Raw genomic sequence first — 22850 nt, forward strand, 5'->3', positions numbered from 1 at the left:
CGGGCCTGCGCGTCCGCCACGCCGTCAAACCACGGGAAACCCCGTAGTAAATACAGGGCTTGCGTCCCTCGTATTTTATGAAACGTCTGTATAGTCCGACAGTCAAAGCCTACAACGCCCTTACTGTCGATCCGCTCTATGCAGCCTGTTCTACCCGCTTACCTGATCGCCCGTTGGCTGCTGCTGCTTGTCTTGTTGGCAGGGGTTTACTTCCTTAGCGGCTTCCTCGTTCCCGCCCTGGCGGCGCTGATTATTGGTCTGGCCAGCTGGCCCTTGTACCAGCGTCTGGTCGTACGCTGCGGCGGCCGCACCGCGATTGCCGCGTCGTTGGCGCTGCTGATGGTCATCGTCGTACTGATCGTGCCGCTGACGCTGGCGCTGTCTTACGCCATCAAGGAAGCCAGCACCTTCTTCGCGTGGGCCATCGCGGCCAACCGCCACGGTGTGGCGGTGCCGAACTGGATCACGTCCATGCCCGCCGTGGGCGAACGGCTGGGGCAGTACTGGGAATCCTATATTGGCCAGCCGCACGCCTTGGGCGCGCTGGTCGAAGCCGTCAGCGGCGAACACCTGGGCAATATCTACCGCATGGTGCTGGCGGCCACGGGCAACGTGTTCCAGCTGTTGCTGACCGTGCTGTTCATGCTGATCACGCTGTTCTTTGTCTATAAAGACGGCATCCGCATGGTGGCGCAGCTGGACGTGCTGGGCGAACGCATTTTGCCGGCGCGCTGGCAGCGCTTTTCGCGCGTGGTGCCGGCCACCATCAATTCCACCGTAACCGGCATGGGCCTGATCGCGCTGGGCGAAGGCTTTGTGCTGGGCGTTGCGTACTGGGTGGCGGGCGTGCCGTCGCCCGTGCTGCTGGGCGTGGTCACGGGTTTCATGGCGCTGATCCCTGGCGGCGCGCCGCTGTCATTCACGCTGGTGTCGCTGTACCTGGTGGGCTCCGGCCATGTAGTTGCCGGTATCGCGCTGATGGTGTGGGGCAGCGTTGAACTCTTCATCGTCGACAAAACCTTGCGCCCGCGTCTGGTGGGCGGCCCGGTCAAACTGCCGTTCCTGCCGACCTTCTTCGGCCTGGTAGGCGGCGTGAAAACAATGGGTATCGTCGGCCTGTTCGTCGGCCCCGTGCTGATGGCGTTGCTGGTGGCCGTGTGGCGCGAATGGGTGCACCACGAAGTGACGGAACGCGATGCCGCACGCTTGCATCCGCCCGTACCGGTTCCCGTGCCCGCGCCCGTTGAAAAAACACCCTCCGCCTGACGCGGCCAAGCCCGGCGCAGACAGGGCTTTTGGTAATCTAGCCATCCCCGCGTATACCGGCGCCTGACCGGTACGCGCCTGCCCCGCACGCAGACGCTTCGCAACCGCCGCGGGGTGTGAGGATTGAGATGTCCGGGTTACTGCTTGATGATCAGATAGCGGTCCTGCGCGAGCAGGGGTTTGTGGTGGCGCGCCAGTTCGTGTCCGCCGGGCAAGTCGCCGCGCTGCGCGCGCTGGCCGAACGCCATTTGCGAGAGCACGTGGCGCCCATCGAATACGAGGCCGACCTGCGCTACCCCGGCGCACCCGAGTCCCGCACCGCCGAAGGCGGCCTGACCGTGCGCCGCCTGCTCAGCGCCTACGCGCGCGACCCCTTGTTTGCGCAATGGGCAACAGACCCGCGCATCGCCCAATGGCTGGCCCGCTACTTCGGCGAACCCGCGGTGCTGTCCACCGTGCACCACAACTGCGTGATGACCAAGCACCCCGCCTATGGCAGCCTGACGGGCTGGCACCAGGACATCCGCTACTGGTCGTTTTCAGACACGGACCTGGTGTCCTGTTGGCTGGCCCTGGGGCCGGAAACCCGCAACAACGGCGGCCTGTCGTTCATTCCGGGTTCGCACGCAGCCGCCTTCACGCCCGATCAATTCGACGACAAGAAATTCTTCCGCGACGACGCGCCGCAAAACGCCGACTGGATTGCCCGCGCGGTCTGCCCTGACCTTGAGGCGGGCGATGTGGTGTTCTTCCATTGCCGCACGCTGCACGCCGCGCAAGGCAACCGCAGCGACCGCGTGAAATTGTCGGTCGTGCACACGTACCACCCGCAGTCCTGCTACCCGATTCCCGATACGCGTTCGGCATCGCAACCCGGGGTTCCATTGGCCGGAAGTCATTGATATTCGATATTAATAATTGAATTACAATTAAATTAAGCGCAATACGCGAGGCTGGGCCGGCAAATCCCGCCTCGCGTTAATTCTTGCGTGGCATCCCTAGAACTCAATAGGCTGGTCCCTGTGCGCAAAACAACCATCGACGACACGGAAAAACCGCAGGCGCCGACCGAGACCCGGTCGTCGCTGTTTGTCGGTTCCACTGAAAAAGCCTTTCAGGTGCTGCACGCGTTCGACGGTTCGAAACGCCACATGACGCTGGCCGACATCGCCCGCGCGTCCGGCCTGGACCGCAGCGCCACGCAACGCCTGGTCTACACGCTGGAAACGCTGGGCTATCTGCGCCGCATCCCGGACACGCGCAACTACGGCCTGACGCCGAAGGTGCTGCAATTCTCGTACAACTATGTGCGCGCGAATGAGCTGATCGACAAGGCGTCGCCGTATCTGCTGGACATCAGCCGGACCCTGGGCGAGACCACCAATCTGCAAGAACTGGACGGCCACGAGATCGTGTTCGTGGCGCGCTTTCCGGGCCACCATCTGGTGAACGTGGACATCGCCGTCGGCAGCCGCCTGCCGGCGTTCTTCACCGCATCGGGTACGGCCATCCTGTCCCGCCTGTCTGACGAACACCGCCGCGAGATCCTGGCGCAGACGCGCCTGGAAGCGATTACGCCGTACACGGAAGTGAACCCGGACAAGCTGCTGGACCGCGTGCAACGCGTGGCGGAAAAGGGCTACGCGATCATCGTGAATGAAACAGTGCTGGGAGATATTTCGGTGGCGGCGCCGGTCACGGATCATCGCGGTTTTGCGGTGGCGGCCATCAATATCTCTGTGCCGACGACGCGGTGGACGGTGGCGAGAGTCGAAGCAGAACTGGCGCCGCATGTGCAGGTGGCCGCCACGTCGATTTCCAAGTCCAAGTTTTCGGCTTACTCAAGGTAGATTTTTCCTGGGGACGTTCGGCTTCGGGGCGGTTGATGGTCTCGGGGGGCGAACGTCGGATTCTCGACGGCGGCCATTGATCTACTCAGGCCGCCGACGCACCGTCGCAGTCACCGACGACGCTCCACTGCCGCCCGCCCGCTCGCCCGCAGAGCAGCCACCTACGACGCTTCCCAGCCGCTCGCCCGCAGAGCCACCCACGCCGTTCCCAGCCGCTCGCCCGCAGAGCTGCCACCCACGACGCTTCCACAGATCCTCCCCCGCGAAGCCCTCGGAAGCCGTCCCCCTTTCCCCCCGCACCTAATAGCTTTCCCCCATTTGCGAACGCTCAACTTCAGGTATATATTTCAAGCCTAAACTATCCAGACCTAAATATCCGCGGCCTCCCGCTCTAGATAAACGAGCGACTGTCGCGTACCTCGGAGCGTATACGGCAATGAAAATAGTCTGCATCGGCGGCGGCCCCGCCGGCCTGTATTTCGGTCTGCTCATGAAACTGCAGAACCCTGCCAACGAGATTACGGTCATCGAACGCAACCGTCCGTATGACACCTTTGGATGGGGGGTGGTGTTCTCCGACGCCACCATGCAGAACCTGCGTGAAGCCGATCCCGTTTCCGCTCAAACCATTGGCGATGCGTTCAACCATTGGGATGACATCGACATCAACTTCAAAGGCCGCAGCATTCGCAGCAGCGGCCATGGCTTCATCGGCATTGGCCGCAAGAAGCTGCTGAACATCCTGCAAGCGCGTTGCGAAGACGTGGGCGTGAAGCTGGTGTTTGAGAACTTCGTCCAGGACGATCAGGCCATCGCCCGCGAATACGACGCTGACCTTGTCATTGCCTCCGACGGCATCAACAGCCAGATCCGCACCCGCTACGCCGACACCTTTCACCCCGACATCGACCAGCGCCGTTGCCGCTTTGTCTGGCTCGGCACCAAGAAAGTGTTTGACGCCTTCACCTTCGCCTTCGTCCAGACCGAACACGGCTGGTTCCAGGCGCACGCGTACCGCTACGAAGACGGCATGTCCACCTTCATCGTGGAAACCCCCGAAGAAACGTGGCAAGCGGCCGGCATCGAGCAGATGAGCCAGGAAGAGGGCATCGCCTACTGCGAAAAGCTGTTCGCGCCCTGGCTGGACGGCAATGCGCTGATCAGCAACGCGTCCCACCTGCGCGGCTCGGCCATCTGGATTCGTTTCCCGCGCGTCATCTGCAACACCTGGGTGCACTGGAACACGCTGGATACCGCGCGTGGCCAGCGCCGCGTGCCGGTTGTGCTGATGGGCGACGCCGCCCACACCGCCCACTTCTCGATTGGCTCGGGCACCAAATTGGCGCTTGAAGATTCCATCGAACTCGCGCGCTGCCTGAGCGGCGCGGAAGGCAGTGTGGAAGCGGGTCTGAAGCATTACGAAGAAGTGCGCAGCGTTGAAGTGCTGAAGATCCAGAACGCCGCGCGCAACTCCACCGAGTGGTTCGAAAACGTTGAACGCTATGCCGAACTGGAACCCGAACAATTCGCCTATTCGCTGCTGACCCGGTCGCAGCGCATCTCGCACGAAAACCTGCGCTTGCGCGACCCGGCCTGGCTTGAAGGTTTCGAACGCTGGATCGCTGAACGTGCTGGCGCGCCCGCTGAAGCCGGACAGCGCCCGGCCATCCCCATGCTGACGCCTTATCAAGCGCGCGGCGTGCGCCTGAAGAACCGTATTCTGGTGTCGCCGATGGCCATGTATTCCTGCACCGACGGCGTGCCGGGCGACTTCCATCTGGTGCACCTGGGCGCGCGCGCCATGGGCGGCGCGGGGCTCGTCATGGTGGAAATGACTTGCGTGTCGCCGGATGGCCGCATCACGCCGGGCTGCCCCGGCTTGTGGAACGACGACCAGACGCAGGCCTTTGCCCGCATCGTGAATTTCGTGCATGGCAACAGCGACGCCCGCATCGGTGTGCAATTGGGCCATGCCGGGCGCAAGGGCTCCACGCAGCTGGGCTGGCAGAAAATCGACCACCCGCTGGCCGAAGGCAACTGGCCGTTGCTGTCGGCCTCGGCCTTGCCGTATATCGAAGGCGTGTCGCAGACGCCGCGCGCCATGACGCGTGCGGATATGGACGACGTGCGCGACAACTTCATCTCAGCCGCCCGCCGGGCGCAGGCAGCCGGTTTCGACTGGCTGGAACTGCACTGCGCGCACGGCTACCTGTTGTCCAGCTTCATTTCGCCGCTGACCAATCACCGCGACGACGAGTACGGCGGCAGCCTGGAAAACCGGTTGCGCTTTCCGCTGGAAGTGTTCCGCGCCGTGCGCGAAGTGTGGCCCGAAGACAAACCCATGTCGGTGCGTATCTCGGCCAGCGACTGGGTCGAAGGCGGCATCACCGCTGATGACGCCGTTGAAATCGCGCGCTACTTCAAGGCCGCGGGCGCCGACATGATCGATTGCTCGTCAGGCCAGGTCAGCAAGGAAGAAAAGCCGGTTTACGGCCGCATGTTCCAGACCCCGTTCGCCGACCGCGTCCGCAACGAAGCGGGCATTCCCACCATCGCCGTGGGCGCCATCTTCGAAGCCGACCACGCCAACGGCATCATCGCGTCCGGCCGCGCCGACCTGTGCGCGCTGGCGCGTCCCCATTTGGCTGACGCCTCTTGGACGCTACGCGAAGCCGCGCGAGTCGGCTACCGTGATGTGGCGTGGCCCAGCCAGTATTTCGCGGGCAAGCGCCAACTGGAAACCAACTTCGAACGCGCCGCCGCCATGGCGCAACTGGATATCAAATGACAACACTTGCGCAACCGCTCGCCGGCCGCCACGCGTTGGTGACGGGCGGCGCTCGCGGCATCGGTCTGGCAAGCGCCCGCGCGCTGCTTGAACGCGGTGCGCGCGTCACGCTGCTGGGCCGCGATGGCGCGGCGCTGGACGCCGCCGCCGACAGTCTGGCCCGCCTGGGGCAGGTGCAAACCGCCAGCGCCGACATCGCGGACGAAGCGTCGGTGCGCGCGGCCTTCGCGCAGGCCGAAGGCGAATTCGGCCCGGTGCTGGTGCTGGTGAACAACGCCGGCCAGGCCGTGAGCCAGCGCTTTGACCGCACCGATTCCGCGCTGTGGCAGCAGATGATTGCCGTCAATCTGACCGGCACCTTCCACTGCATCCAGGCCGCGCTGCCGGGCATGCTGCAAGAGAAGTGGGGCCGCGTCATCAACGTGGCGAGCACGGCGGGGCTGATCGGCTATGGCTATGTCAGCGCTTACTGCGCCGCCAAGCACGGCGTGATCGGGCTGACCCGTTCGCTGGCGCTGGAAACCGCGCAAAAGGGCGTCACCGTGAACGCGGTGTGCCCCGGCTACACCGAGACCGACATCGTGCGCGGTGCGGTCACGAATATCGTGGACAAGACCGGCATGACGCCGGAAGCGGCTCGCGCAAAACTCGCCGAGCGCAACCCGCAGGGCCGCCTGGTGCAGCCCGAGGAAGTGGCCGAGACGGTGGCCTGGCTGGCGTTGCCGGCATCCGCCTCCATCAACGGCCAGGCGATCGCCGTGGACGGCGGCGAAGTCATGACCGGCTAAGGCTGGCGCGCCCCATCAACCCCTGGATAACGAACGGAGACACCATGAGCACCCAGTCCGAAGAGCACACCATGAAGCACCACAAACGTCCGATGGCCGGCTATCAGGCCAAGACGTTCCTGTGGCAGGTGTCGGCCGACGGCAAGATCGGCACGGTTACGCTGAATCGTCCAGAACGCAAGAACCCGCTGACGTTCGATTCCTACGCCGAACTGCGCGACCTGTTCCGTTCGCTGGTGTACGCCACCGACGTCAAGGTGGTGGTCGTGACGGGCGCGGGCGGCAACTTCTGCTCGGGCGGCGACGTGCACGAAATCATTGGTCCGCTGACCAAGATGACGATGCCCGAACTGCTGGACTTCACCCGCATGACGGGCGACCTGGTCAAAGCCATGCGCGCTTGCCCGCAGCCCATCGTGGCCGCGGTGGATGGCGTATGCGCCGGCGCTGGCGCGATGGTGGCGCTGGCCGCCGACATGCGCCTGGGCACGCCTGCCGCGCGCACCGCGTTCCTGTTCACGCGTGTGGGCCTGGCAGGCGCCGACATGGGCGCATGCACCTTGCTGCCGCGCATGATCGGCCAGGGCCGCGCGTCCGAGCTGCTGTACACGGGCCGCGCCATGACGGCCGAAGAGGGCGCCAGCTGGGGCTTCTTCAATGCATTGCATGAATCCGGCGCACTGGCGGATGCCGCGCAGACGCTGGCCGCCCAACTGGCCGCCGGCCCGACGTTTGCGCATGGCGTCACGAAGAAGCTGCTGCATCAGGAATGGAACATGGGTGTGGACGAAGCCATCGAGGCCGAAGCCGAAGCCCAGGCCATCTGCATGCAGACGCGCGATTTCCATCGCGCCTACGAGGCCTTCGTGGCCAAGCAAAAGCCGGTCTTCGAGGGGAACTGATGATGCGTGACGCAAGCTGGCTGGACTGGCCTTTCTTTGACGACGCGCACCGCAAGCTGGCGCATGAGGTCGACGCCTGGTGCGAAAAATCGCTGGGCGATGTTGACCATCACGACGCGGATGCGGCCTGCAAGAAACTGGTGAAGGCCATGGGCCAGGCCGGCTGGCTGCGCTACGCCGTGGCGGGCGGCCCGGGCGGCGCCTGGGGCGGCGCGCTGCCGGAAGTCGATTCCCGCGCGGTCTGCATTTTGCGCGAAACCTTTGCCCGCCACGAAGGGCTGGCGGATTTCGCATTCGCCATGCAGGGCTTGGGCAGCGGCGCTATCTCGCTGATGGGCTCAGACGAATTGCGCCAGCGTTATCTGCCGCGCGTGGCGCAAGGCGAAGCCATTGCCGCCTTTGCGCTGTCTGAACCGGACGCAGGCTCCGACGTGGCGGCGCTTGCCTGCGAGGCCAAGCTCGATGGCGATCACTACGTGTTGAATGGCGCCAAGACCTGGATCTCCAACGGCGGCATCGCCGACTTCTACGTGGTGTTCGCCCGCACGGGCGAAGCGCCGGGCGCGCGCGGCATCAGCGCCTTTGTGGTGGATGCCGACACGCCCGGGTTCGACGTCAGCGAACGCATTGAACTGATCGCGCCGCATCCGCTGGCCACGATCACGTTCGACAACTGCCGGGTGCCGCTGTCGCACCGTTTGGGTGATGCCGGGCAGGGTTTCAAGCTGGCCATGATGACGCTGGATATTTTCCGCGCGTCGGTGGCCGCGGCCGCGCTGGGCTTTGCCCGCCGCGCGCTGGATGAAGGTCTTGCGCGCGCCAAGTCGCGCCGCATGTTCGGCCAGACGCTGGCCGACCTGCAACTGACGCAAGCCGCGCTGGGCGACATGGCCACCGCCATCGACGCATCAGCGCTGTTGACGTATCGCGCCGCGTGGATGCGCGACGTGCAAAAGCTGCGCACCACGCGTGAAGCAGCGATGGCCAAGATGATGGCCACGGAATCGGCGCAGACCGTGATCGACCGCGCGCTTCAGATGTTCGGGGGCGCGGGCGTGGTGTCGGGGATGCCGGTGGAGAAGCTTTACAGGGAAATCAGAGCGCTGCGTATTTACGAAGGCGCCACCGAAGTGCAGAAGTTGATCATCGCCCGTGAACTGTTGAAGGCATAAGGGGCCTGCGAGCCCTCGGCCTTTGGCAAAGCAAACTACACCGCACAGCACATTCCAAGGGGAAATACATGGAAAGCTCCGCCCACATCGACACCTTTGCCCGGGACAATCTGCCCCCGGGCGAACAATGGCCCGAGTTCTTGCTAGACGGGCCCGACGTGGCCTATCCCAAGCGTTTCAATTGCGCCGTCGAACTGGTGGACGCCATGGCCGACCGCGGCTTTGGCGACCGCGTGGCGCTGCGCTGGCGTCAGGACGGCAAGCCCGCCACCATGACGTACCGCGAACTGGCCGCGCTGACCAACCGCATCGCACGCGTGCTGACCGAGGACATGAAGCTGGTTCCCGGCAACCGTCTGCTGTTGCGCGGGCCGAACAATCCGATGATGGCCGCATCGTGGCTGGCCGCCATCAAGGCCGGCCTGGTAACGGTGCCAACGATGCCGCTGCTGCGCGCCAAAGAGCTGAAGCAGATCATCGAAAAGGCGCAGATTCAGGCGGTGCTGTGCGATGCGCGCCTGAAAGACGAAGCCCAATTCTGCGCCCAGCCCGAGCACGAGCATCACTGCGCGGGCCTGTCGCAGATCATGTATTTCAACGACGCCGCGCCCGATGCGCTGGACGCGTTGGCCGCCGCCAAGCCTGACGATTTCACCGCCTGCGACACCGCGGCTGACGACGTGTGCCTGATCGCCTTCACCAGCGGCACGACGGGTTCGCCCAAGGGCTGCATGCACTTTCATCGCGATGTGCTGGCGATGTGCGACCTGTTCCCCAAGCATGTGATCAAGCCCGGCCCGGACGACATCTTCTGCGGCACGCCGCCGTTGGCGTTTACGTTCGGCTTAGGCGGTTTGCTGTGCTTCCCGCTGCGCGTGGGCGCAAGCACGGTGCTGGCCGAAAAGCTGACGCCGGAAAGCCTGTTGGAACTGATCCAGGAATTCCGCGCGACCATCGTGTTCACGGCGCCCACGTTCTACCGTCAGATGGCGGCGCTGGTCGGCAAGTTTGATTTGTCGTCGTTGAAGAAGAGCGTGTCGGCGGGCGAAGCCTTGCCGGACGCGACGCGCCAGTTGTGGAAGCAGGCCAGCGGCATCGAGATGATCGATGGCATAGGCGGCACCGAGATGATTCACGTGTTTGTGTCCAGCCCGCCCGAAGCCGTGAAACGCGGCGCCATTGGCCGCGTGGTGCCGGGGTATGTGGCGCAAGTCGTGGACGACGATATGAACCCCGTGCCCAATGGCACGGTGGGCCGTCTGGCGATCAAGGGTCCGACGGGGTGCCGGTATCTGGCCGATGAACGCCAGCGCCGTTTTGTGCAAAGCGGCTGGAATCTGCCGGGCGATACGTTTGTGCAGGACGACGACGGCTATCTGTTCTATCAGGCGCGCAACGACGACATGATCGTGTCGGCGGGCTACAACATTGCCGGCCCGGAAGTGGAAGACGCGTTGCTGCGCCATGAAGCGGTTGCCGAGTGCGGCGTGGTGGGGGCGCAGGACGAAGAGCGCGGCCAGGTCGTCAAGGCGTTCGTGGTGCTGAAGCCGGGCTATACGCCCAGCGATGAACTGGTCGCTGCGATGCAGACGTTCGTGAAGACGACGATTGCACCCTACAAATATCCGCGCGCGATTGAATTTGTGGCGGCTTTGCCGCGTACCGAAACCGGCAAGCTGCAACGGTTTGCGTTGCGCAATATGGCTTGAACAGGCAATCAGGAAATCATCATGGCCGCACCTTTCACCAGCCAGGTCGAAGTCCGCTTCCGTCATTGCGATCCGGCGGGCATTGTCTTCTACCCGCGCTATTTCGAGATGATCAATGACTTTGTCGAGGAGTGGTTCGACAAGGGCATGGGCTTGCCGTTTCATGCGCTGCATGTGGACCGGCACATCGGTACGCCGATGGCATCGGTGACGTGCGATTTCAGCGCGCCCAGCCGCTGGCACGAACGCTTGCGTCAGACGCTGTCCGTGCAGCGAATTGGTGGCGCGTCGTTCAAGGCGCTGGTGCGTTTCGAAGGGCCGGATGGCCAGTTGCGGTTGTCGGCAACGCTGACGATTGTGACGGTGGATTTGCGGACGATGAAGTCCATGCCCATGTCTGCGGACCTGCGGGAACGCATGCAGGATTATCTGGCGCCCGCGGCGTAAGCGGCGGGGGCCACCCTGTAGTTTGTTTTCTTAAAAATAGGATGAGACGTTATGAAGATTCTGCAACCGCCGGATTGGATGGCGCCCCGGGGCTATTCGAATGGTGTGCTCACCGAAATGACGGTGGGCAGCAAGCTCGTGTTTGTGGGCGGGCAGGTGGGGTGGAATGGGCAGCAGCAGTTCGAATCGGATGACCTGGCGGACCAGGTCCGCCAGACGCTGTCGAACATTGTCGCCATCTTGGCCGAGGGCGGCGCGAAGCCCGAGCATATTGTCCGGATGACTTGGTATGTCGTGGACAAGGATGAGTACGTGGCGGCGTATCCGGCGATCGGGAAGCACTACCGGGAGTTCATCGGACGGCATTTTCCGGCGATGACGGCGGTGGAGGTGGCGGATCTGGTTGAGGATCGGGCGAAGGTGGAGATCGAGGTCACCGCGGTGGTGCCGGCTGCGGTGTAGCGTTGGCTGTACGGTTCGTGCTGTCGACGCCTGACGCGTCGGCGGCCCGGCCCGCATGGTGCGCCGCAGGTTGCCCGCCCAGGGCTCCCTACGCCACGCGCCGTGTCTCTCTTGGCAACTCGCCAAACCGTTCCCGGTAATACTCCGAAAATCTCCCCAGATGTCCGAAGCCTACGCCCAGCGCGACTTCCGTCACGCTGGCGTGCGCGTCCGTCTTCAGTTTGCGCCTGGCGGTGTCCAACCGTAAGGCGCGCAACGCGTGCATCGGCGTCGTGTCACGGTGTTCCTGAAACAATCGCGTCAAGGCCGTGGCGCTGGCGCCGGCGTGGCGGGCGATGTCGGTCAGGGTCAGCGGGGCGGACAGATGCTCACGCATGAAGGTTTCGGCCAGGACCAGGCGGCGGGGCAGCGTCACAAGTGAACCCGCGTGCGAATGCCAGCTGTTCGGCTGGTTATAGAGCAGGTGCAGGACCAGCGTGTCTTCCATGTGTTCCAGCCAGGCGGCGGGCGGGCGCGCGGCGCCGTCGTCCAGCGTGGGCAACAGGTCGATCATGCTGGTGACCATGCTGCGCCAGGCGGCGCCGATGGGGTTGTCCAGGCGCAGGGCGGGGCTGAAGTCCAGCGGGCGGGTGGCGGCGTCGCCGAAGGCGCGGCGGCCGATGGCTTCGAGCTTGCCGCGCGGAATCTTCAGCAGCAGTTGTTCGCAGCCGGCTTCCCAGTGCAGCCGCAGCGGGCGGTTGGGCGCGATGACGGCGGCGCAGTCAGGGTTGGCGTTGACGCGTTCGTCGCCGCATTCGATACAGGCGCGGCCCCGTAGCGGCACTTGCACCAGCATGAAGTCTTGCAGGCGATCGGGTTCGATATGGACTTCGGCGCCGTAGCGCAACGTACAGACCGTTAACGCGCCGAAGCGGCCCCGGTTCAGCTGGGCGTCCACGCGGCCGCCTTTCCATGTCAGCCGGTGGTCTTTCAAGGCTTCGGACACGCGCTCGCGGGTCTCGTCTTGTTGGGTGGAGCTGAATACACGCCGTTTGAAGAGCGGCGCAAGCGCGAGTCGGGACCAGCCTTGCATGGATGCCTCCGGGACGGGAACGCTCCCGTGTCAGCGGCCAGAGTAATTTAAACGTCAAGCGTTTGGAATTAAGTGAATCCCGGATAAGACTGGCCGGAATCGGATAGAGCCAGGCTGGCGGGCGGCATACGCTAGCCCCAAGGTCCTCCCGGCAGGTCTTGGAGGGCGTCGTCGCGGCGCGTAAGCTTGGCGACTTTGATCGGCAGCATGCGTGAACCGACGGCAGACGGGATCTGTCAGCTTTCCGCCAGCGCGGCTGGCGACGAATCGGGGTGGCACATGAATCGAAATCTCTGGAGCCGGCGCGCGCTGGCGGCGTTGGTTTGCATGTCTGCGGTGGCGGGCGCGTCGGCCGCCGACAAGGTCAAGGTTGGCTTGCTGACCACGTTGTCTGGGCCGGGTTCGGCGCTGGGCAACGAAATTCGCGACGGGTTCAATCTGGCGCTGCAACATACCGGCGGCAAGCTGGGCGGCTTGCCCGCTGAAGTGGTGGTGGCGGACGACCAGCAGAAGGCGGACACGGGCCGCCAAGCGGTGGAGCGACTGCTCAAGCGCGACCGCGTGGACGTGATGACGGGCATTGTGTTTTCGAATGTGTTGCTGCCGGTGATGCCGGCTATTTTGCAGTCGGGCACGATTTACCTCAGCACGAATACCGGGCCGGAAAACTTTGCCGGCGCGGGCTGTAACCCCAATTTCTTCGCGGTGGCCTGGCAGAACGAGGACATTCCCGCCGCCATGGGGAAGTACGCCGCCGACCAAGGCTTCAAGCGCGTGGCGCTGATTGCGCCCGACTATCCGGGCGGCCGCGAATCGCTTAACGGTTTCAAGCGTCTGTACAAAGGCGGCTTGTCCGAAGAGATCTACACCCAGCTGGGCCAGCTGGACTACGGCGTTGAGATCACGCGCCTGCGCGCGAGCAAGCCGGATGCCGTCTTCTTCTTTCTGCCGGGCGGCATGGGCGTGAACTTCATCAAGCAGTTCAATGGCGCGGGGCTGTCGAAAGACATCGTGCTGCTGGCGCCGGGCTTCTCGGGCGACGAGGACACGATTGCGGCGGTGGGCGCGCCCATTGCGGGCCTGCACAACACGTCGCAATGGGCGGCTGACCTGGATAACCCCACCAACCGCAAATTCGTGGACGACTTCAAGAAAACGTACAAGCGCAGCCCGACGCTGTATGCCTCGCAAGGCTACGACGCGGCCATGCTGCTGGACAGCGCGGTGCGCCAGACGGGCGGCAAGCTTGAGGCCGACGCGCTGCGTCCGGCGTTGCGGCGTGCGGACTTCAAGTCGGTGCGGGGTGACTTCAAGTTCAACCGCAACCAATATCCGATCCAGAACTATTACCTGCGCGTCGTCGAGGCGGGCGCGGATGGCAAGCTGGCCAATAAATTGTCGGGCACGGTGCTGACCCAGTACCAGGACCCCTTCGCCGCCGCCTGCCAGATGAAGTAAGGCAGTGCGCATGGCGTAGCAAGCATCGCAAGCATCGCAAGCATCGCAAGGAGAATGGCATGACCCAGAACATCACGACGCGCGAGGTGACGATACCCTCGCACGATGGCAAGTCCTTTGGCGCTTATCTGGCCGTGCCGGCCTCGGGCCACGGCCCGGGCCTGGTGCTGTGCCAGGAAATTTTTGGCGTGAACGACTTCATGCGCCGCGCGGCGCAGTTGCTGGCCGAAGAGGGTTACGTGGTGCTGGTGCCCGATTTGTTCTGGCGCCAGCAGCCCGGCATCCAGCTGACCGACGGCCCGGCCGACATGCCGCGCGCGTTCGAGCTGTACAAGGGCTTTGACGTGGAGCAAGGCTTGAAAGACATCGCGTCCACCATCGCGCAGTTGCGCGAGCTGCCAGAGCAGCAGGGCGGCGTGGGTGTGCTGGGCTATTGCCTGGGCGGCAAGCTGGCGTATCTGGCTGCATGCCGTACCGATGTCGACGTGGCCGTGGGTTATTACGGGGTGGGCATCGAAGACAGCCTGGACGAAGCGGCGGCTCTGCGCGGCCGGCTGGTGCTGCACATTGCCGAGCAGGATGGCTTCTGTCCGCCCGCTGCGCGCCAGCGCATCCTGGACGCGCTGGGCGGCAAGCCCGGCGTGGAGCTCTACGTGTACCCGGGCATGGACCACGCGTTTGCGCGCACGAGCGGTGATCACTACGACAAGCCGTCCGCCCTGATGGCGCACCAGCGCAGCATGGCGGCCTTGCAACGCGCGATTGGCCCGGAGTTCGATTATTCGGCCTTGTGGGACAAGCACTGCGAGTACGAATTCGGCACGCGCGATGTTGCCGCCACCATGGCCACGATGGTGGCCGAGCCTTACGTGAACCACATCCCGACGATGACGGGCGGCGTGGGCCACAAGGAGTTGTCGCGCTTCTATCAGCACCATTTCGTCAACAGCAACCCGCCGGACACGCGGCTGATCCCGCTGTCGCGCACGGTGGGCGCAACCCAGATCGTTGATGAGCTGCTGTTCTGCTTCACGCACACCACCGAAATCGATTGGCTGTTGCCCGGCGTTGCGCCGACCGGCCGCCCGGTTGAGATCCCGCTGATCGCCATCGTGAAGTTCCGCGGGGACAAGCTCTATCACGAGCACATCTATTGGGACCAGGCCAGCGTGCTGGTGCAGGTGGGGCTGCTGGACCCCAAGGGGCTGCCGGTAGCGGGCCGCGAAACGGCGGCGAAGCTGCTGGACGAGACCTTGCCGTCCAACACGCTGATGGCGCGCTGGAAAGACAGCGCCAACAAGTAGGAGAGCAACATGTCTTACACCGAAGAACAATTGGCCGCGATGGTGCGCGGCGACAGCGTGCACCGCGGCGTGTACACCGACCCGGCCATTTTTGATCTTGAGATGCAGCGCATCTATGGCCGCGCCTGGATCTACGTGGGCCATGAAAGCCAGGTGCCCAAGACGGGCGACTATCACACCACCCGGGTGGGCGATCAGGACGTGCTGATGGTGCGCGCCTCTGATGGCCGCGTGCACGTGCTGTACAACCGCTGCCCGCACAAGGGCGCAAAAGTGGTGGCCGATGGCGAGGGCTGCGTGGGCAAGTTCTTTCGCTGCCCCTATCACGCATGGACGTTCAAGCTGGATGGCAGCCATCTGGGCGTGCCGCTCAAGCAAGGGCTCGAAGGCACGTCGTATGACCCGACCGACCCCACGTTTTCCATGCGGCGCCTGGCGCGCGTGGAAAGCTATCGCGGCTTCGTGTTCGCCAGCCAGTCCAAGGAAGGCCCCGAGCTGACCGACTTCCTGGGCGGCGTGCGCTCGTCGATCGACAACCTGTGCGACCGCTCCCCGGTGGGCGAGGTCGAAGTGGCGGGCGGTATCTTCCGCGTGATGCAGCGGTCGAACTGGAAGGTGTTCTACGAGAACCTGCACGACACCATGCACGCCCGCGTCACGCATGAATCGTCTTACGCCGCGGCGCGTGACGAGGCTAAGGAAATGGGCGAGATGCCGCTTGAGCTGCACATCATGGACGGCAACGGCGAGCCCTATGAGTTCTGGGAAAAGCTGGAGCTGCGGGCGTATGACAACGGCCACGGCTACATGGAAGGCATCTTCAACCCCGGCGCGGCCGAACGCGACCCGGTGTCGCGCGCGCACTTCGAGACGCTGACAGCCGCCTACGGCGAAGACCGTGCTCGCGAGATTCTGGGCATGAACCGCCACAACACGGTCATCTACGGCAGCGGCTCGCCGCATACCGTGTTCCAGCAGTTCCGTGTGATCCGCCCGATTGCCGTGGACCGCACGCTGATCGAGATTCAGACGTTCCGCTGCAAGGGCGCACCCGACGGCGTGTTCAAGCGCGCCATGCTGTACGCCAACGTCATCAACTCGCCGTCGTCCAACGTCATGCCGGACGATATCGAACTCTATAACCGCTGCCAGGAAGGCAACGCCACGCGCGGCGGCGAGTGGGTCAGCATGCACCGCTACCACGGCAGCGACCGCAGCGACGCCGACGGCATGGTGTCCGTGAACGGCACCAGCGAATTGCCCATGCGCAACCAGTTCCGCGCGTGGAAGACTTATATGGAAGCGGGCGCGGCGCAGAACGGCAACGCGTCCGCCACGGGAGAAGGCGCATGCTGCTAGATCTGGATTTCGACGTCGGCACGACGAACCTGTCGTCGGCGGATGTGCCGGCGGATGCCTACCACCGCATCGCCCAGTTTCTGTATCGCGAGGCGCGGCTGCTGGACGAGCGGCGCTATGACGATTGGCAGGCGCTGTGGACGCAGGACGGCATGTACTGGATGCCGCGCACGCACGATCAGCAAAGCCCGTACGACCACATTTCGCTGTTCTGGGAAGACCGCATGCTGCGCGACGTGCGCATCCGGCGCCTGGAGCATCCGCGCAACTGGTCGCAGCAACCGCCCACGCGCAGCGTGCGGCTGGTGGGCGGCGTGCAGGTGGAAGGCGCGGATGCGGGCGGCAATCTGGTCGTGCATTCCGTGTTCCAGATGACGGAATGGCGCAAGCGCCAGCCGCGTCAGCTGGCCGGCCGCTACACGCACAAGCTGGCCGCCGACGGCGACAGCTGGCGTATCCGCATGAAGCGCGTAGACCTCGTCAATTGCGACGACGTGCACGATGTGTTCGAGGTGTTCGTTTGAAGATGACTGACACCGCGGTGCTGGCGCTGCACTATCAGAATGACGTGCTGCATCCCGACGGCAAGATCCGCGTCGGGCTGGATGCCGACACCGGCGCGCGCCAGCGCCTGCTGGACAACGCCGCCGCCTTGCTGAATGGGGCGCGCAAGCAAGGCTTGCCCATCGTGCACGTGCGTATCGCGTTCCGGCCAGACTACGCCGACCTGCTGGCCAACTGCGAGATCTTCCGCAACGTGGCGAGCATTGGCGCGGTGCCGGAAGGGCAGTGGGGCAGCGCGTTCTACGACGGCTTGCAGCCGCTGCCCGGCAGCACCCGTGAGTTCGTCGTGAAGCACACGCGCATCAGCGCCTTCTACGGCACGCCGCTGGAGGAAACGCTGCGGGTGATCGGCGCGCGCCGGTTGGTGGTGGCGGGCGTGGCGACGCATTCGGTGGTTGAAGGCACGGTGCGCCACGCGGCAGACATCGGCTTTGATGTGATGGTGGCGGAAGATGCGTGCGCGTCCGCCGATGAAGCGGTGCATCAGGCGTCGCTTGCCAGCATGCGGCTGATTGCGCAAACGGGCTCGGTGGCGGATGCTGTGCGCTGGGCCGCCGCGCCGCACTGATCAAGGATTGTTCATGGACTTCTCAGGCTTTCCCGGCTTGGCCGGCAAGACCGCCATCGTCACCGGCAGCACACAGGGCTTGGGCGCAGACATCGCGCGCGGGCTGGTTGCGGCAGGCGCCAATGTGGTGCTGGTGGGACGCAACGCGCAGGCGGGCGACGCGTTGGCGCAGGCGCTGGGCGAACGCGCCCTGTACTGCGAGACCGACATCGGCCAGGACGCGCAGATCCAGCGCTGCATTGATGCCGCGTTGGCGCGCTTTGGCCGGCTCGACATCCTGGTGAATAACGCCTGCCAGTACGCGGACCGGGGCCTGGCGTCCTCGCGCGAGGAATGGCACAGCACACTCGACACCAACTTGGTGTCGGCCGCTATCTTCACGCAGTTGGCGGCGGCGCACCTGCCGCGCGGCGGGGTGGTGGTGAACATGGGCAGCACGGGCGGCAAGTTCGGGGCGGCCGGGCGCGCGCTGTATCCGGCGTCCAAGGCGGCCATGCTGCAAATTACGAAGAACTTCGCCGTCGAGCTGGCGCCTGTCGGCGTGCGTGTGCTGGCGGTGTCGCCGGCGTGGACGTGGTCGCCGTCGGTTGAACAATTGTCGGGCGGGTCGCGCCAAGCCGCCGATGCGGTGGGGGCGCATTTTCATCCGCTGGGCCGCGTGGGGTCAGGTGACGAGATTGCCGCCGCCGTGTGCTTTGCGTGTTCGGATGCCGCGTCGTGGATGACGGGGGTGGATATCCCGGTCGACGGCGGGTTTTCCATCCTGGGGCCAGACCGCGGTATTTCACCGCGAGTCTGGTTCAAGGAGCTGGTGCCGTGATGGGATGGCGCCTGTCGGCGTGACGCCGTGAGGGCGTGTCGGCGTGTCGGCGTGAGGGTGCGACGGCGTGAGGGCGTGAGGGCCGCGGGTAAGCGGGTTGGCTGGCGGCCAGACAAACCCTTGCGGCAAGCTCAGCGGATGACGATCTCGCCTTCTTCCAGCCCCGCCTTGCCGCCGACCTGATCTTCCAGGAATTCCTGCATCTTGTTGCCCAGCTGAATCTTCGTGCCGCTGCAAAAGCGCCGCGTGGCGGTGATCATGGCGGTGTGCAGGGGTTGAAGGTCGCGGATCAGCTGGCCTTCCTCTTCTTCCAGCGCCACCAGATCGCCCGCGAGTTTGACGTGGGTGTTGCGGGCGCGCTCGGCCACATCGGCCGGCGCACGCTGCGGGTTGGCTTGCAGGAACATCAGCAGCTGTTCCAGCTTGGCCTTTTCTTCGTTCATCTTCAGGCGCTTGCGCGTCAACGCCGAGCGCTTGATGTCGGCGTGCGGGTCCAGGCCGGCCTGGATCAGCGTGGGAATGCCCGAGGGCGAACCCAGCGTGCCTGCCCGCACCGCGTTCAACGCGCGCGTCTGGCCGCCGGTGATGGCGCTTTGCTGCGTGTTCGGCGGGCCGACCAGCACGCTGCCGCCGGCGGCGATGCTGCTTTGGCGGATTTCGCGTTCCACGTCCACGTCTTTGCCCGCGCTGATGATGGCGTTTTCGATGAACTTCGCTTTCAGCGTGCCGCCACAGACGATGTGCGCGGTGCGCGCGGTGGCGGCGGCGTCTTGCAGCGCTTCGGCCATGCCGATGATGCCGCCCTTGACCGTGACGCTGCCGCCGGCCTCGACCAGCGCCGCTTCGATGGTGCCGTTGACAACGACGTCACCCGTCACGCGCACTTCCATGGTGGCGGCGATGTCGCCGCGCACCTGCAACGAGCCTTCAAACGTGATGTTGCCGGTGGACAGGTTGACGGCGTCCACTTCCACCATCGGGTTCACCTGCACACCCTGGCTGATCAGCGTGGGCGTGCCGGCGATGGTGGCGCGCAGCAGCAGCGGGTCTTCCGGATCGACCGCTACGCCCGACAGCTCCTTGGAGAAGGGCGTGTCGGGCATCTCGTCGGGCAGCACGGGTTCGCCCAGCACGTTGGTGCCGTCCACGCCGGGCAACGGCGGAATGCGGCGCATCAGCGGGGTGCCGGGCGACACCAGCAGCAGGCTGCCCAGGTCGCGGTAGTCCACCTGGGCCAGTTCGTCGATTTCCTGGGCGCGCGGTTTCAGGCGGTCAAGCAGGCTTTCAAAGCGGGTGGGGGTGCCGCGCGTGGGCGGCGTGCCTTGCGCGATCAGCACCGTTTCGCGGCGGCCCTGTTCTACCGCTTCGGCCAGCGCTTGTTCCAGCACGCCGTGCACAATGCCGCGGTCGGCGATGGCGTGGCGAATCATGTCCAGCGTGACAGGCTGACCGCCCTTGGGCGGGTGCAGCGTCAGCAGCGCGCTCATGCGCGAGGGGTCGAGCTCCAGCTCGAACGAGCCGTCCACGACCTGGCCCACGGGGAACTCCACCGGCTCGGCGGCGCTGCGGCAGCGTTCGATGAAGGCCAGCGCGGCGTGGCTGTCCAGCGCGTCTGCCGACCAGCCATGCGCGACGGCGGCGGCGGTCAGCGTGTCCCAGTTGGGGGCGTCTGGATTGATGTGGGGGGCGGGGTCCACCGCGACGGCGGTGTCGGTATCTTGCTCGGAAGCGGTTTCGCCGCTTGCCTCTGCGGGGGCGGCATCCGTGTTGGCGGCGTGTGCCGTGGGGTCATCGTCTGGCAACGGCGCTTCGGGGCGCGGAGGCGGCGTGTAGCGCGCCGTCAGGACGTTGGTCGTGGCATCCAGCACCAGCTGGAGCGTGTTTTCTGCGTCCATCTCAGCCTCTCCCGCCCGGCACGAAGCGGCCAGGTTCATTCATTTGGTAAATAAACGAAATATTGCGACATATTCTAGCGCAGCGTCGGTCGTCTGTCCTAGTTATGGCCCTGTTTCACATTGGGATTTGACTCGCGGCGGGGGACTAGGACGTAGGGCCGAGCGACAAACCGGGCGGATCGCCGCAGCATAGGGGCTCGCCAACGCGTCTTCGGACGCCGCCGGAGCCCCGACATGCAATGTCCTCACCGATCCATTCTGCCGGCCTTTCGCGCCCTTCTGGCGCGAGCCAGCGGCGTGGCGGCGCTGACGGCCATTGCGGCGGGCGCTCTGGCGCTGGCGCCCGCAAGCCCCGCGCAAGCCGCCGATATCTACCGCTACAAAGACCCGTACGGCGTGTGGCGCGCCATGAAAGTGCCCACCGGCTACGCCAAGTATTACAAGCGGGCGCAGGCCCGTACCGTGTGGCGGGGCAACGGCATCCAGGTTTGCCTGGAATGCGCGCCGCAATCCGGGGATGGCGCCAAGCTGGCATCGCTGGGATCAACGTCGCGTGCGCTGCGCTGGGGGGACGCCATGCCCACCACGCACGACGGCCTGATCGCCCGCGCGGCGCAGGATTCGGGGGTGGACCGGGCGCTGTTGACGGCCGTCATCGCCATTGAATCGGGGTTCCGCAGTGACGCGCGTTCGCCCAAGGGCGCGCTCGGCCTGATGCAGTTGATGCCATCGACGGCGGCGTCCGTGCTGGCGGTGGATGATATCGAGCGCGCGCTGGTCGACCCGGCGACAAATGTGCGGGCAGGCTCGCGCCATTTGCGCCGGCTGATCGACCAGTACCCGGGCCGCTTGGACCTGGCGCTGGCGGCGTATAACGCGGGGGAAGGGGCGGTGCGCAAGTACGACGCGGTGCCGCCGTATGCGGAAACGCAGGCGTATGTGCGCGATGTGACGGCCTTGTACGAACGCTACAAGGCGCCTTGAACAGGGGAGCTGAGCGCTGCGGACTGACCGGGGGCGCAGGCCTGAAGGCGTATAGCAAAGGGGCGCCTGTAGTGGGCGCCCCTTTGCGGTATGACGCTAGCGGTCTGTTCCTGGCTGTGCGCCGCTAGCCAGGCGCCCCTAGCCAGGCGCCTCTAGCCGGGTGCTTACATCGACGCGAAAACCTTTTCGGCGATGTCCAGCGTGGACTTGATCACGGCGTCGTCATGCGTGGCCGACACGAAGCCCGCTTCGAACGCGGACGGCGCGAAGTGCACGCCGTGGTCCAGCATGGCGTGGAAGAAGCGGTTGAACGCCGCCGTGTCGCACTGGGACACTTCCGCGAACGTGGCCGGTACCGTATTGCTGAAATAGATGCCGAACATGCCGCCCACGGAATCCGCGGAAAACGCCAGGCCGGCGGCACGCGCGCGTTCTTGCAAACCCTGGGCCAGCTTGGCGGTTTGCGCCGACAGCTTCTCGTAGAAACCCGGCGCGGCGATCAGGCGCAGCGTGGCCAGGCCCGCGGCCACGGCCACCGGGTTGCCCGACAGCGTCCCGGCTTGATACACGCCACCGAGCGGGGCGATATGCTTCATGACTTCAGCGCTGCCGCCAAACGCGCCCACCGGCATGCCGCCGCCGATCACCTTGGCCAGCGTGGTGATGTCGGGCTTCACACCCGTCAGGCCCTGCACGCCTTGCGGGCCGACGCGAAAGCCGGTCATCACTTCGTCAAAAATCAGCAGCGCGCCGTGCTGCGTGCAGACTTCGCGCAAGCCTTCCAGGAAGCCGGGCGCGGGCTTGATCAGGTTCATGTTGCCGGCAACCGGCTCCACGATGATGCAAGCGATGTCGGCGCCGTGCTGGGCGAAGGCCTGGCGCACGGCGTCCAGGTTGTTGTATTCCAGGGTCAGCGTGTGCGACACGAATTCTGGCGGCACGCCCGCCGAGCTGGGGTTGCCGAAGGTCAGCAGGCCCGAACCGGCCTTGACCAGCAGGCTGTCCGAGTGGCCGTGGTAGCAGCCTTCGAACTTCACGATCTTGGCGCGGCCGGTGGCGCCGCGCGCCAGACGGATGGCCGTCATGGTGGCTTCGGTGCCCGAGCTGACCAGACGCACCTGTTCCAGCGACGGCAGGCGCGAAATCAGCACTTCGGCCAATTCGATTTCGGCTTCGGTGGGGGCGCCGAACGACAGGCCGTTGACGGCGGCTTCCTGCACCGCGCGCACCACTTCGGGGTGCGAGTGGCCCAGGATGGCGGGGCCCCACGAGCCCACGTAATCGATGTACTGCTTGTCGTCCGCGTCCCACACGTACGGGCCTTGTGCGCGCTTGATGAAGCGCGGCGTGCCGCCGACGGAGCGGAAGGCGCGCACGGGCGAGTTCACGCCGCCGGGGATGCTGCGGCAGGCGCGTTCGAAAAGCTGTTCGTTACGGGACAT

Annotated in this window: 20 protein-coding genes; 17 read left to right on the forward strand and 3 right to left on the reverse strand. The window is 65.1% G+C overall.

Features of this window, described 5'->3' with window-relative positions:
- The first annotated feature begins 138 nt into the window (after positions 1-138).
- The 10 genes from ACFZAI_RS02405 (at position 139) to ACFZAI_RS02450 (ending at position 11384) form a co-directional block, all read left to right on the forward strand.
- A complete protein-coding gene (locus tag ACFZAI_RS02405; protein ID WP_391565409.1) occupies positions 139-1266 on the forward strand; it encodes an AI-2E family transporter in 1128 nt (375 codons plus the stop codon).
- A gap of 128 nt (positions 1267-1394) precedes the next feature.
- The gene (locus ACFZAI_RS02410) at positions 1395-2168 is read left to right on the forward strand and encodes a phytanoyl-CoA dioxygenase family protein (protein ID WP_391565410.1); all 774 of its coding nucleotides are present in this window, start codon (positions 1395-1397) and stop codon (positions 2166-2168) included.
- A 120-nt stretch (positions 2169-2288) separates the two neighbouring features.
- Positions 2289-3116 (forward strand): IclR family transcriptional regulator, encoded by an 828-nt coding sequence (locus ACFZAI_RS02415; RefSeq protein ID WP_391565411.1) that lies wholly within the window; start codon positions 2289-2291, stop codon positions 3114-3116.
- 436 nt (positions 3117-3552) lie between these two features.
- Positions 3553-5904, forward strand: coding sequence for a bifunctional salicylyl-CoA 5-hydroxylase/oxidoreductase (locus ACFZAI_RS02420; protein ID WP_391565412.1), 2352 nt, complete (start codon positions 3553-3555; stop codon positions 5902-5904).
- Positions 5901-6692 carry an SDR family NAD(P)-dependent oxidoreductase gene (locus tag ACFZAI_RS02425; RefSeq protein WP_391565413.1) on the forward strand — a complete coding sequence of 264 codons (792 nt, stop codon included), beginning with the start codon at positions 5901-5903 and terminating at the stop codon, positions 6690-6692. The genes ACFZAI_RS02420 and ACFZAI_RS02425 overlap by 4 nt, the downstream gene beginning before the upstream one ends.
- Positions 6693-6736: 44 nt before the next feature.
- The gene (locus ACFZAI_RS02430) at positions 6737-7594 is read left to right on the forward strand and encodes an enoyl-CoA hydratase family protein (RefSeq protein ID WP_054423255.1); all 858 of its coding nucleotides are present in this window, start codon (positions 6737-6739) and stop codon (positions 7592-7594) included.
- Positions 7595-7596: 2 nt separating this feature from the next.
- Positions 7597-8766 (forward strand): acyl-CoA dehydrogenase family protein, encoded by a 1170-nt coding sequence (locus ACFZAI_RS02435; RefSeq protein WP_391566249.1) that lies wholly within the window; start codon positions 7597-7599, stop codon positions 8764-8766.
- A 68-nt stretch (positions 8767-8834) separates the two neighbouring features.
- Positions 8835-10475, forward strand: coding sequence for an AMP-binding protein (locus ACFZAI_RS02440; RefSeq protein WP_391565414.1), 1641 nt, complete (start codon positions 8835-8837; stop codon positions 10473-10475).
- Between the two features lie 21 nt (positions 10476-10496).
- On the forward strand, positions 10497-10922 hold the full coding sequence (locus ACFZAI_RS02445) for an acyl-CoA thioesterase (RefSeq protein WP_391565415.1): 426 nt from the start codon (positions 10497-10499) through the stop codon (positions 10920-10922).
- A 51-nt stretch (positions 10923-10973) separates the two neighbouring features.
- Positions 10974-11384 (forward strand): RidA family protein, encoded by a 411-nt coding sequence (locus tag ACFZAI_RS02450; RefSeq protein WP_054423258.1) that lies wholly within the window; start codon positions 10974-10976, stop codon positions 11382-11384.
- Positions 11385-11472: 88 nt separating this feature from the next.
- Here ACFZAI_RS02450 and ACFZAI_RS02455 read toward each other — a convergent pair whose 3' ends face one another.
- Positions 11473-12456: an AraC family transcriptional regulator gene (locus ACFZAI_RS02455; protein ID WP_391565416.1), complete on the reverse strand. Its 984-nt coding sequence runs from the start codon at positions 12454-12456 to the stop codon at positions 11473-11475.
- A 279-nt stretch (positions 12457-12735) separates the two neighbouring features.
- On the opposite strand from ACFZAI_RS02455, the gene ACFZAI_RS02460 reads away from it, so the two are divergent.
- From ACFZAI_RS02460 to ACFZAI_RS02485, 6 genes are read left to right on the forward strand one after another with little or no spacing between them, the layout of a single operon-like run.
- Positions 12736-13914 carry an ABC transporter substrate-binding protein gene (locus ACFZAI_RS02460; protein ID WP_391565417.1) on the forward strand — a complete coding sequence of 393 codons (1179 nt, stop codon included), beginning with the start codon at positions 12736-12738 and terminating at the stop codon, positions 13912-13914.
- A gap of 59 nt (positions 13915-13973) precedes the next feature.
- Complete coding sequence (locus ACFZAI_RS02465) at positions 13974-15218, forward strand: dienelactone hydrolase family protein (protein WP_391565418.1); 1245 nt, start codon at positions 13974-13976, stop codon at positions 15216-15218.
- Positions 15219-15227: 9 nt separating this feature from the next.
- Complete coding sequence (locus tag ACFZAI_RS02470; protein ID WP_391565419.1) at positions 15228-16577, forward strand: aromatic ring-hydroxylating dioxygenase subunit alpha; 1350 nt, start codon at positions 15228-15230, stop codon at positions 16575-16577.
- Entirely contained in the window at positions 16568-17101 is a 534-nt protein-coding gene (locus ACFZAI_RS02475) for an aromatic-ring-hydroxylating dioxygenase subunit beta (protein WP_391565420.1), read from the forward strand. The genes ACFZAI_RS02470 and ACFZAI_RS02475 overlap by 10 nt, the downstream gene beginning before the upstream one ends.
- A 2-nt stretch (positions 17102-17103) precedes the next feature.
- Positions 17104-17709: a cysteine hydrolase family protein gene (locus tag ACFZAI_RS02480; RefSeq protein WP_391565421.1), complete on the forward strand. Its 606-nt coding sequence runs from the start codon at positions 17104-17106 to the stop codon at positions 17707-17709.
- 13 nt (positions 17710-17722) lie between these two features.
- Positions 17723-18529 carry an SDR family oxidoreductase gene (locus ACFZAI_RS02485; protein WP_391565422.1) on the forward strand — a complete coding sequence of 269 codons (807 nt, stop codon included), beginning with the start codon at positions 17723-17725 and terminating at the stop codon, positions 18527-18529.
- A gap of 131 nt (positions 18530-18660) precedes the next feature.
- On the opposite strand, the gene ACFZAI_RS02490 is transcribed toward ACFZAI_RS02485, so the two are convergent.
- Positions 18661-20424, reverse strand: a complete 1764-nt coding sequence (locus ACFZAI_RS02490; RefSeq protein ID WP_391565423.1) for a DUF342 domain-containing protein — start codon at positions 20422-20424, stop codon at positions 18661-18663.
- 234 nt (positions 20425-20658) lie between these two features.
- On the opposite strand from ACFZAI_RS02490, the gene ACFZAI_RS02495 reads away from it, so the two are divergent.
- Positions 20659-21408 carry a lytic transglycosylase domain-containing protein gene (locus ACFZAI_RS02495; protein ID WP_391565424.1) on the forward strand — a complete coding sequence of 250 codons (750 nt, stop codon included), beginning with the start codon at positions 20659-20661 and terminating at the stop codon, positions 21406-21408.
- A 164-nt stretch (positions 21409-21572) separates the two neighbouring features.
- Here the strand turns inward: ACFZAI_RS02495 and hemL are convergent, their stop codons facing one another.
- Positions 21573-22850 (reverse strand): glutamate-1-semialdehyde 2,1-aminomutase, encoded by a 1278-nt coding sequence (hemL, locus tag ACFZAI_RS02500; protein WP_391565425.1) that lies wholly within the window; start codon positions 22848-22850, stop codon positions 21573-21575.

Source organism: Achromobacter sp. NPDC008082 (assembly GCF_042957345.1).
Taxonomy (GTDB): domain Bacteria; phylum Pseudomonadota; class Gammaproteobacteria; order Burkholderiales; family Burkholderiaceae_B; genus Achromobacter; species Achromobacter kerstersii_A.

Bases quoted from the DNA above. Each gene is read 5' to 3' on its own strand.
- ACFZAI_RS02405 (WP_391565409.1), top strand. From the start codon at position 139: ATGCAGCCTGTTCTACCCGCTTACCTGATCGCCCGTTGGCTGCTGCTG.
- ACFZAI_RS02410 (WP_391565410.1), top strand. From the start codon at position 1,395: ATGTCCGGGTTACTGCTTGATGATCAGATAGCGGTCCTGCGCGAGCAG.
- ACFZAI_RS02420 (WP_391565412.1), top strand. From the start codon at position 3,553: ATGAAAATAGTCTGCATCGGCGGCGGCCCCGCCGGCCTGTATTTCGGT.
- ACFZAI_RS02425 (WP_391565413.1), top strand. From the start codon at position 5,901: ATGACAACACTTGCGCAACCGCTCGCCGGCCGCCACGCGTTGGTGACG.
- ACFZAI_RS02430 (WP_054423255.1), top strand. From the start codon at position 6,737: ATGAGCACCCAGTCCGAAGAGCACACCATGAAGCACCACAAACGTCCG.
- ACFZAI_RS02435 (WP_391566249.1), top strand. From the start codon at position 7,597: ATGCGTGACGCAAGCTGGCTGGACTGGCCTTTCTTTGACGACGCGCAC.
- ACFZAI_RS02440 (WP_391565414.1), top strand. From the start codon at position 8,835: ATGGAAAGCTCCGCCCACATCGACACCTTTGCCCGGGACAATCTGCCC.
- ACFZAI_RS02445 (WP_391565415.1), top strand. From the start codon at position 10,497: ATGGCCGCACCTTTCACCAGCCAGGTCGAAGTCCGCTTCCGTCATTGC.
- ACFZAI_RS02450 (WP_054423258.1), top strand. From the start codon at position 10,974: ATGAAGATTCTGCAACCGCCGGATTGGATGGCGCCCCGGGGCTATTCG.
- ACFZAI_RS02455 (WP_391565416.1), bottom strand. From the start codon at position 12,456: ATGCAAGGCTGGTCCCGACTCGCGCTTGCGCCGCTCTTCAAACGGCGT.
- ACFZAI_RS02460 (WP_391565417.1), top strand. From the start codon at position 12,736: ATGAATCGAAATCTCTGGAGCCGGCGCGCGCTGGCGGCGTTGGTTTGC.
- ACFZAI_RS02465 (WP_391565418.1), top strand. From the start codon at position 13,974: ATGACCCAGAACATCACGACGCGCGAGGTGACGATACCCTCGCACGAT.
- ACFZAI_RS02470 (WP_391565419.1), top strand. From the start codon at position 15,228: ATGTCTTACACCGAAGAACAATTGGCCGCGATGGTGCGCGGCGACAGC.
- ACFZAI_RS02475 (WP_391565420.1), top strand. From the start codon at position 16,568: ATGCTGCTAGATCTGGATTTCGACGTCGGCACGACGAACCTGTCGTCG.
- ACFZAI_RS02480 (WP_391565421.1), top strand. From the start codon at position 17,104: ATGACTGACACCGCGGTGCTGGCGCTGCACTATCAGAATGACGTGCTG.
- ACFZAI_RS02485 (WP_391565422.1), top strand. From the start codon at position 17,723: ATGGACTTCTCAGGCTTTCCCGGCTTGGCCGGCAAGACCGCCATCGTC.
- ACFZAI_RS02490 (WP_391565423.1), bottom strand. From the start codon at position 20,424: ATGGACGCAGAAAACACGCTCCAGCTGGTGCTGGATGCCACGACCAAC.
- ACFZAI_RS02495 (WP_391565424.1), top strand. From the start codon at position 20,659: ATGCAATGTCCTCACCGATCCATTCTGCCGGCCTTTCGCGCCCTTCTG.
- hemL (WP_391565425.1), bottom strand. From the start codon at position 22,850: ATGTCCCGTAACGAACAGCTTTTCGAACGCGCCTGCCGCAGCATCCCC.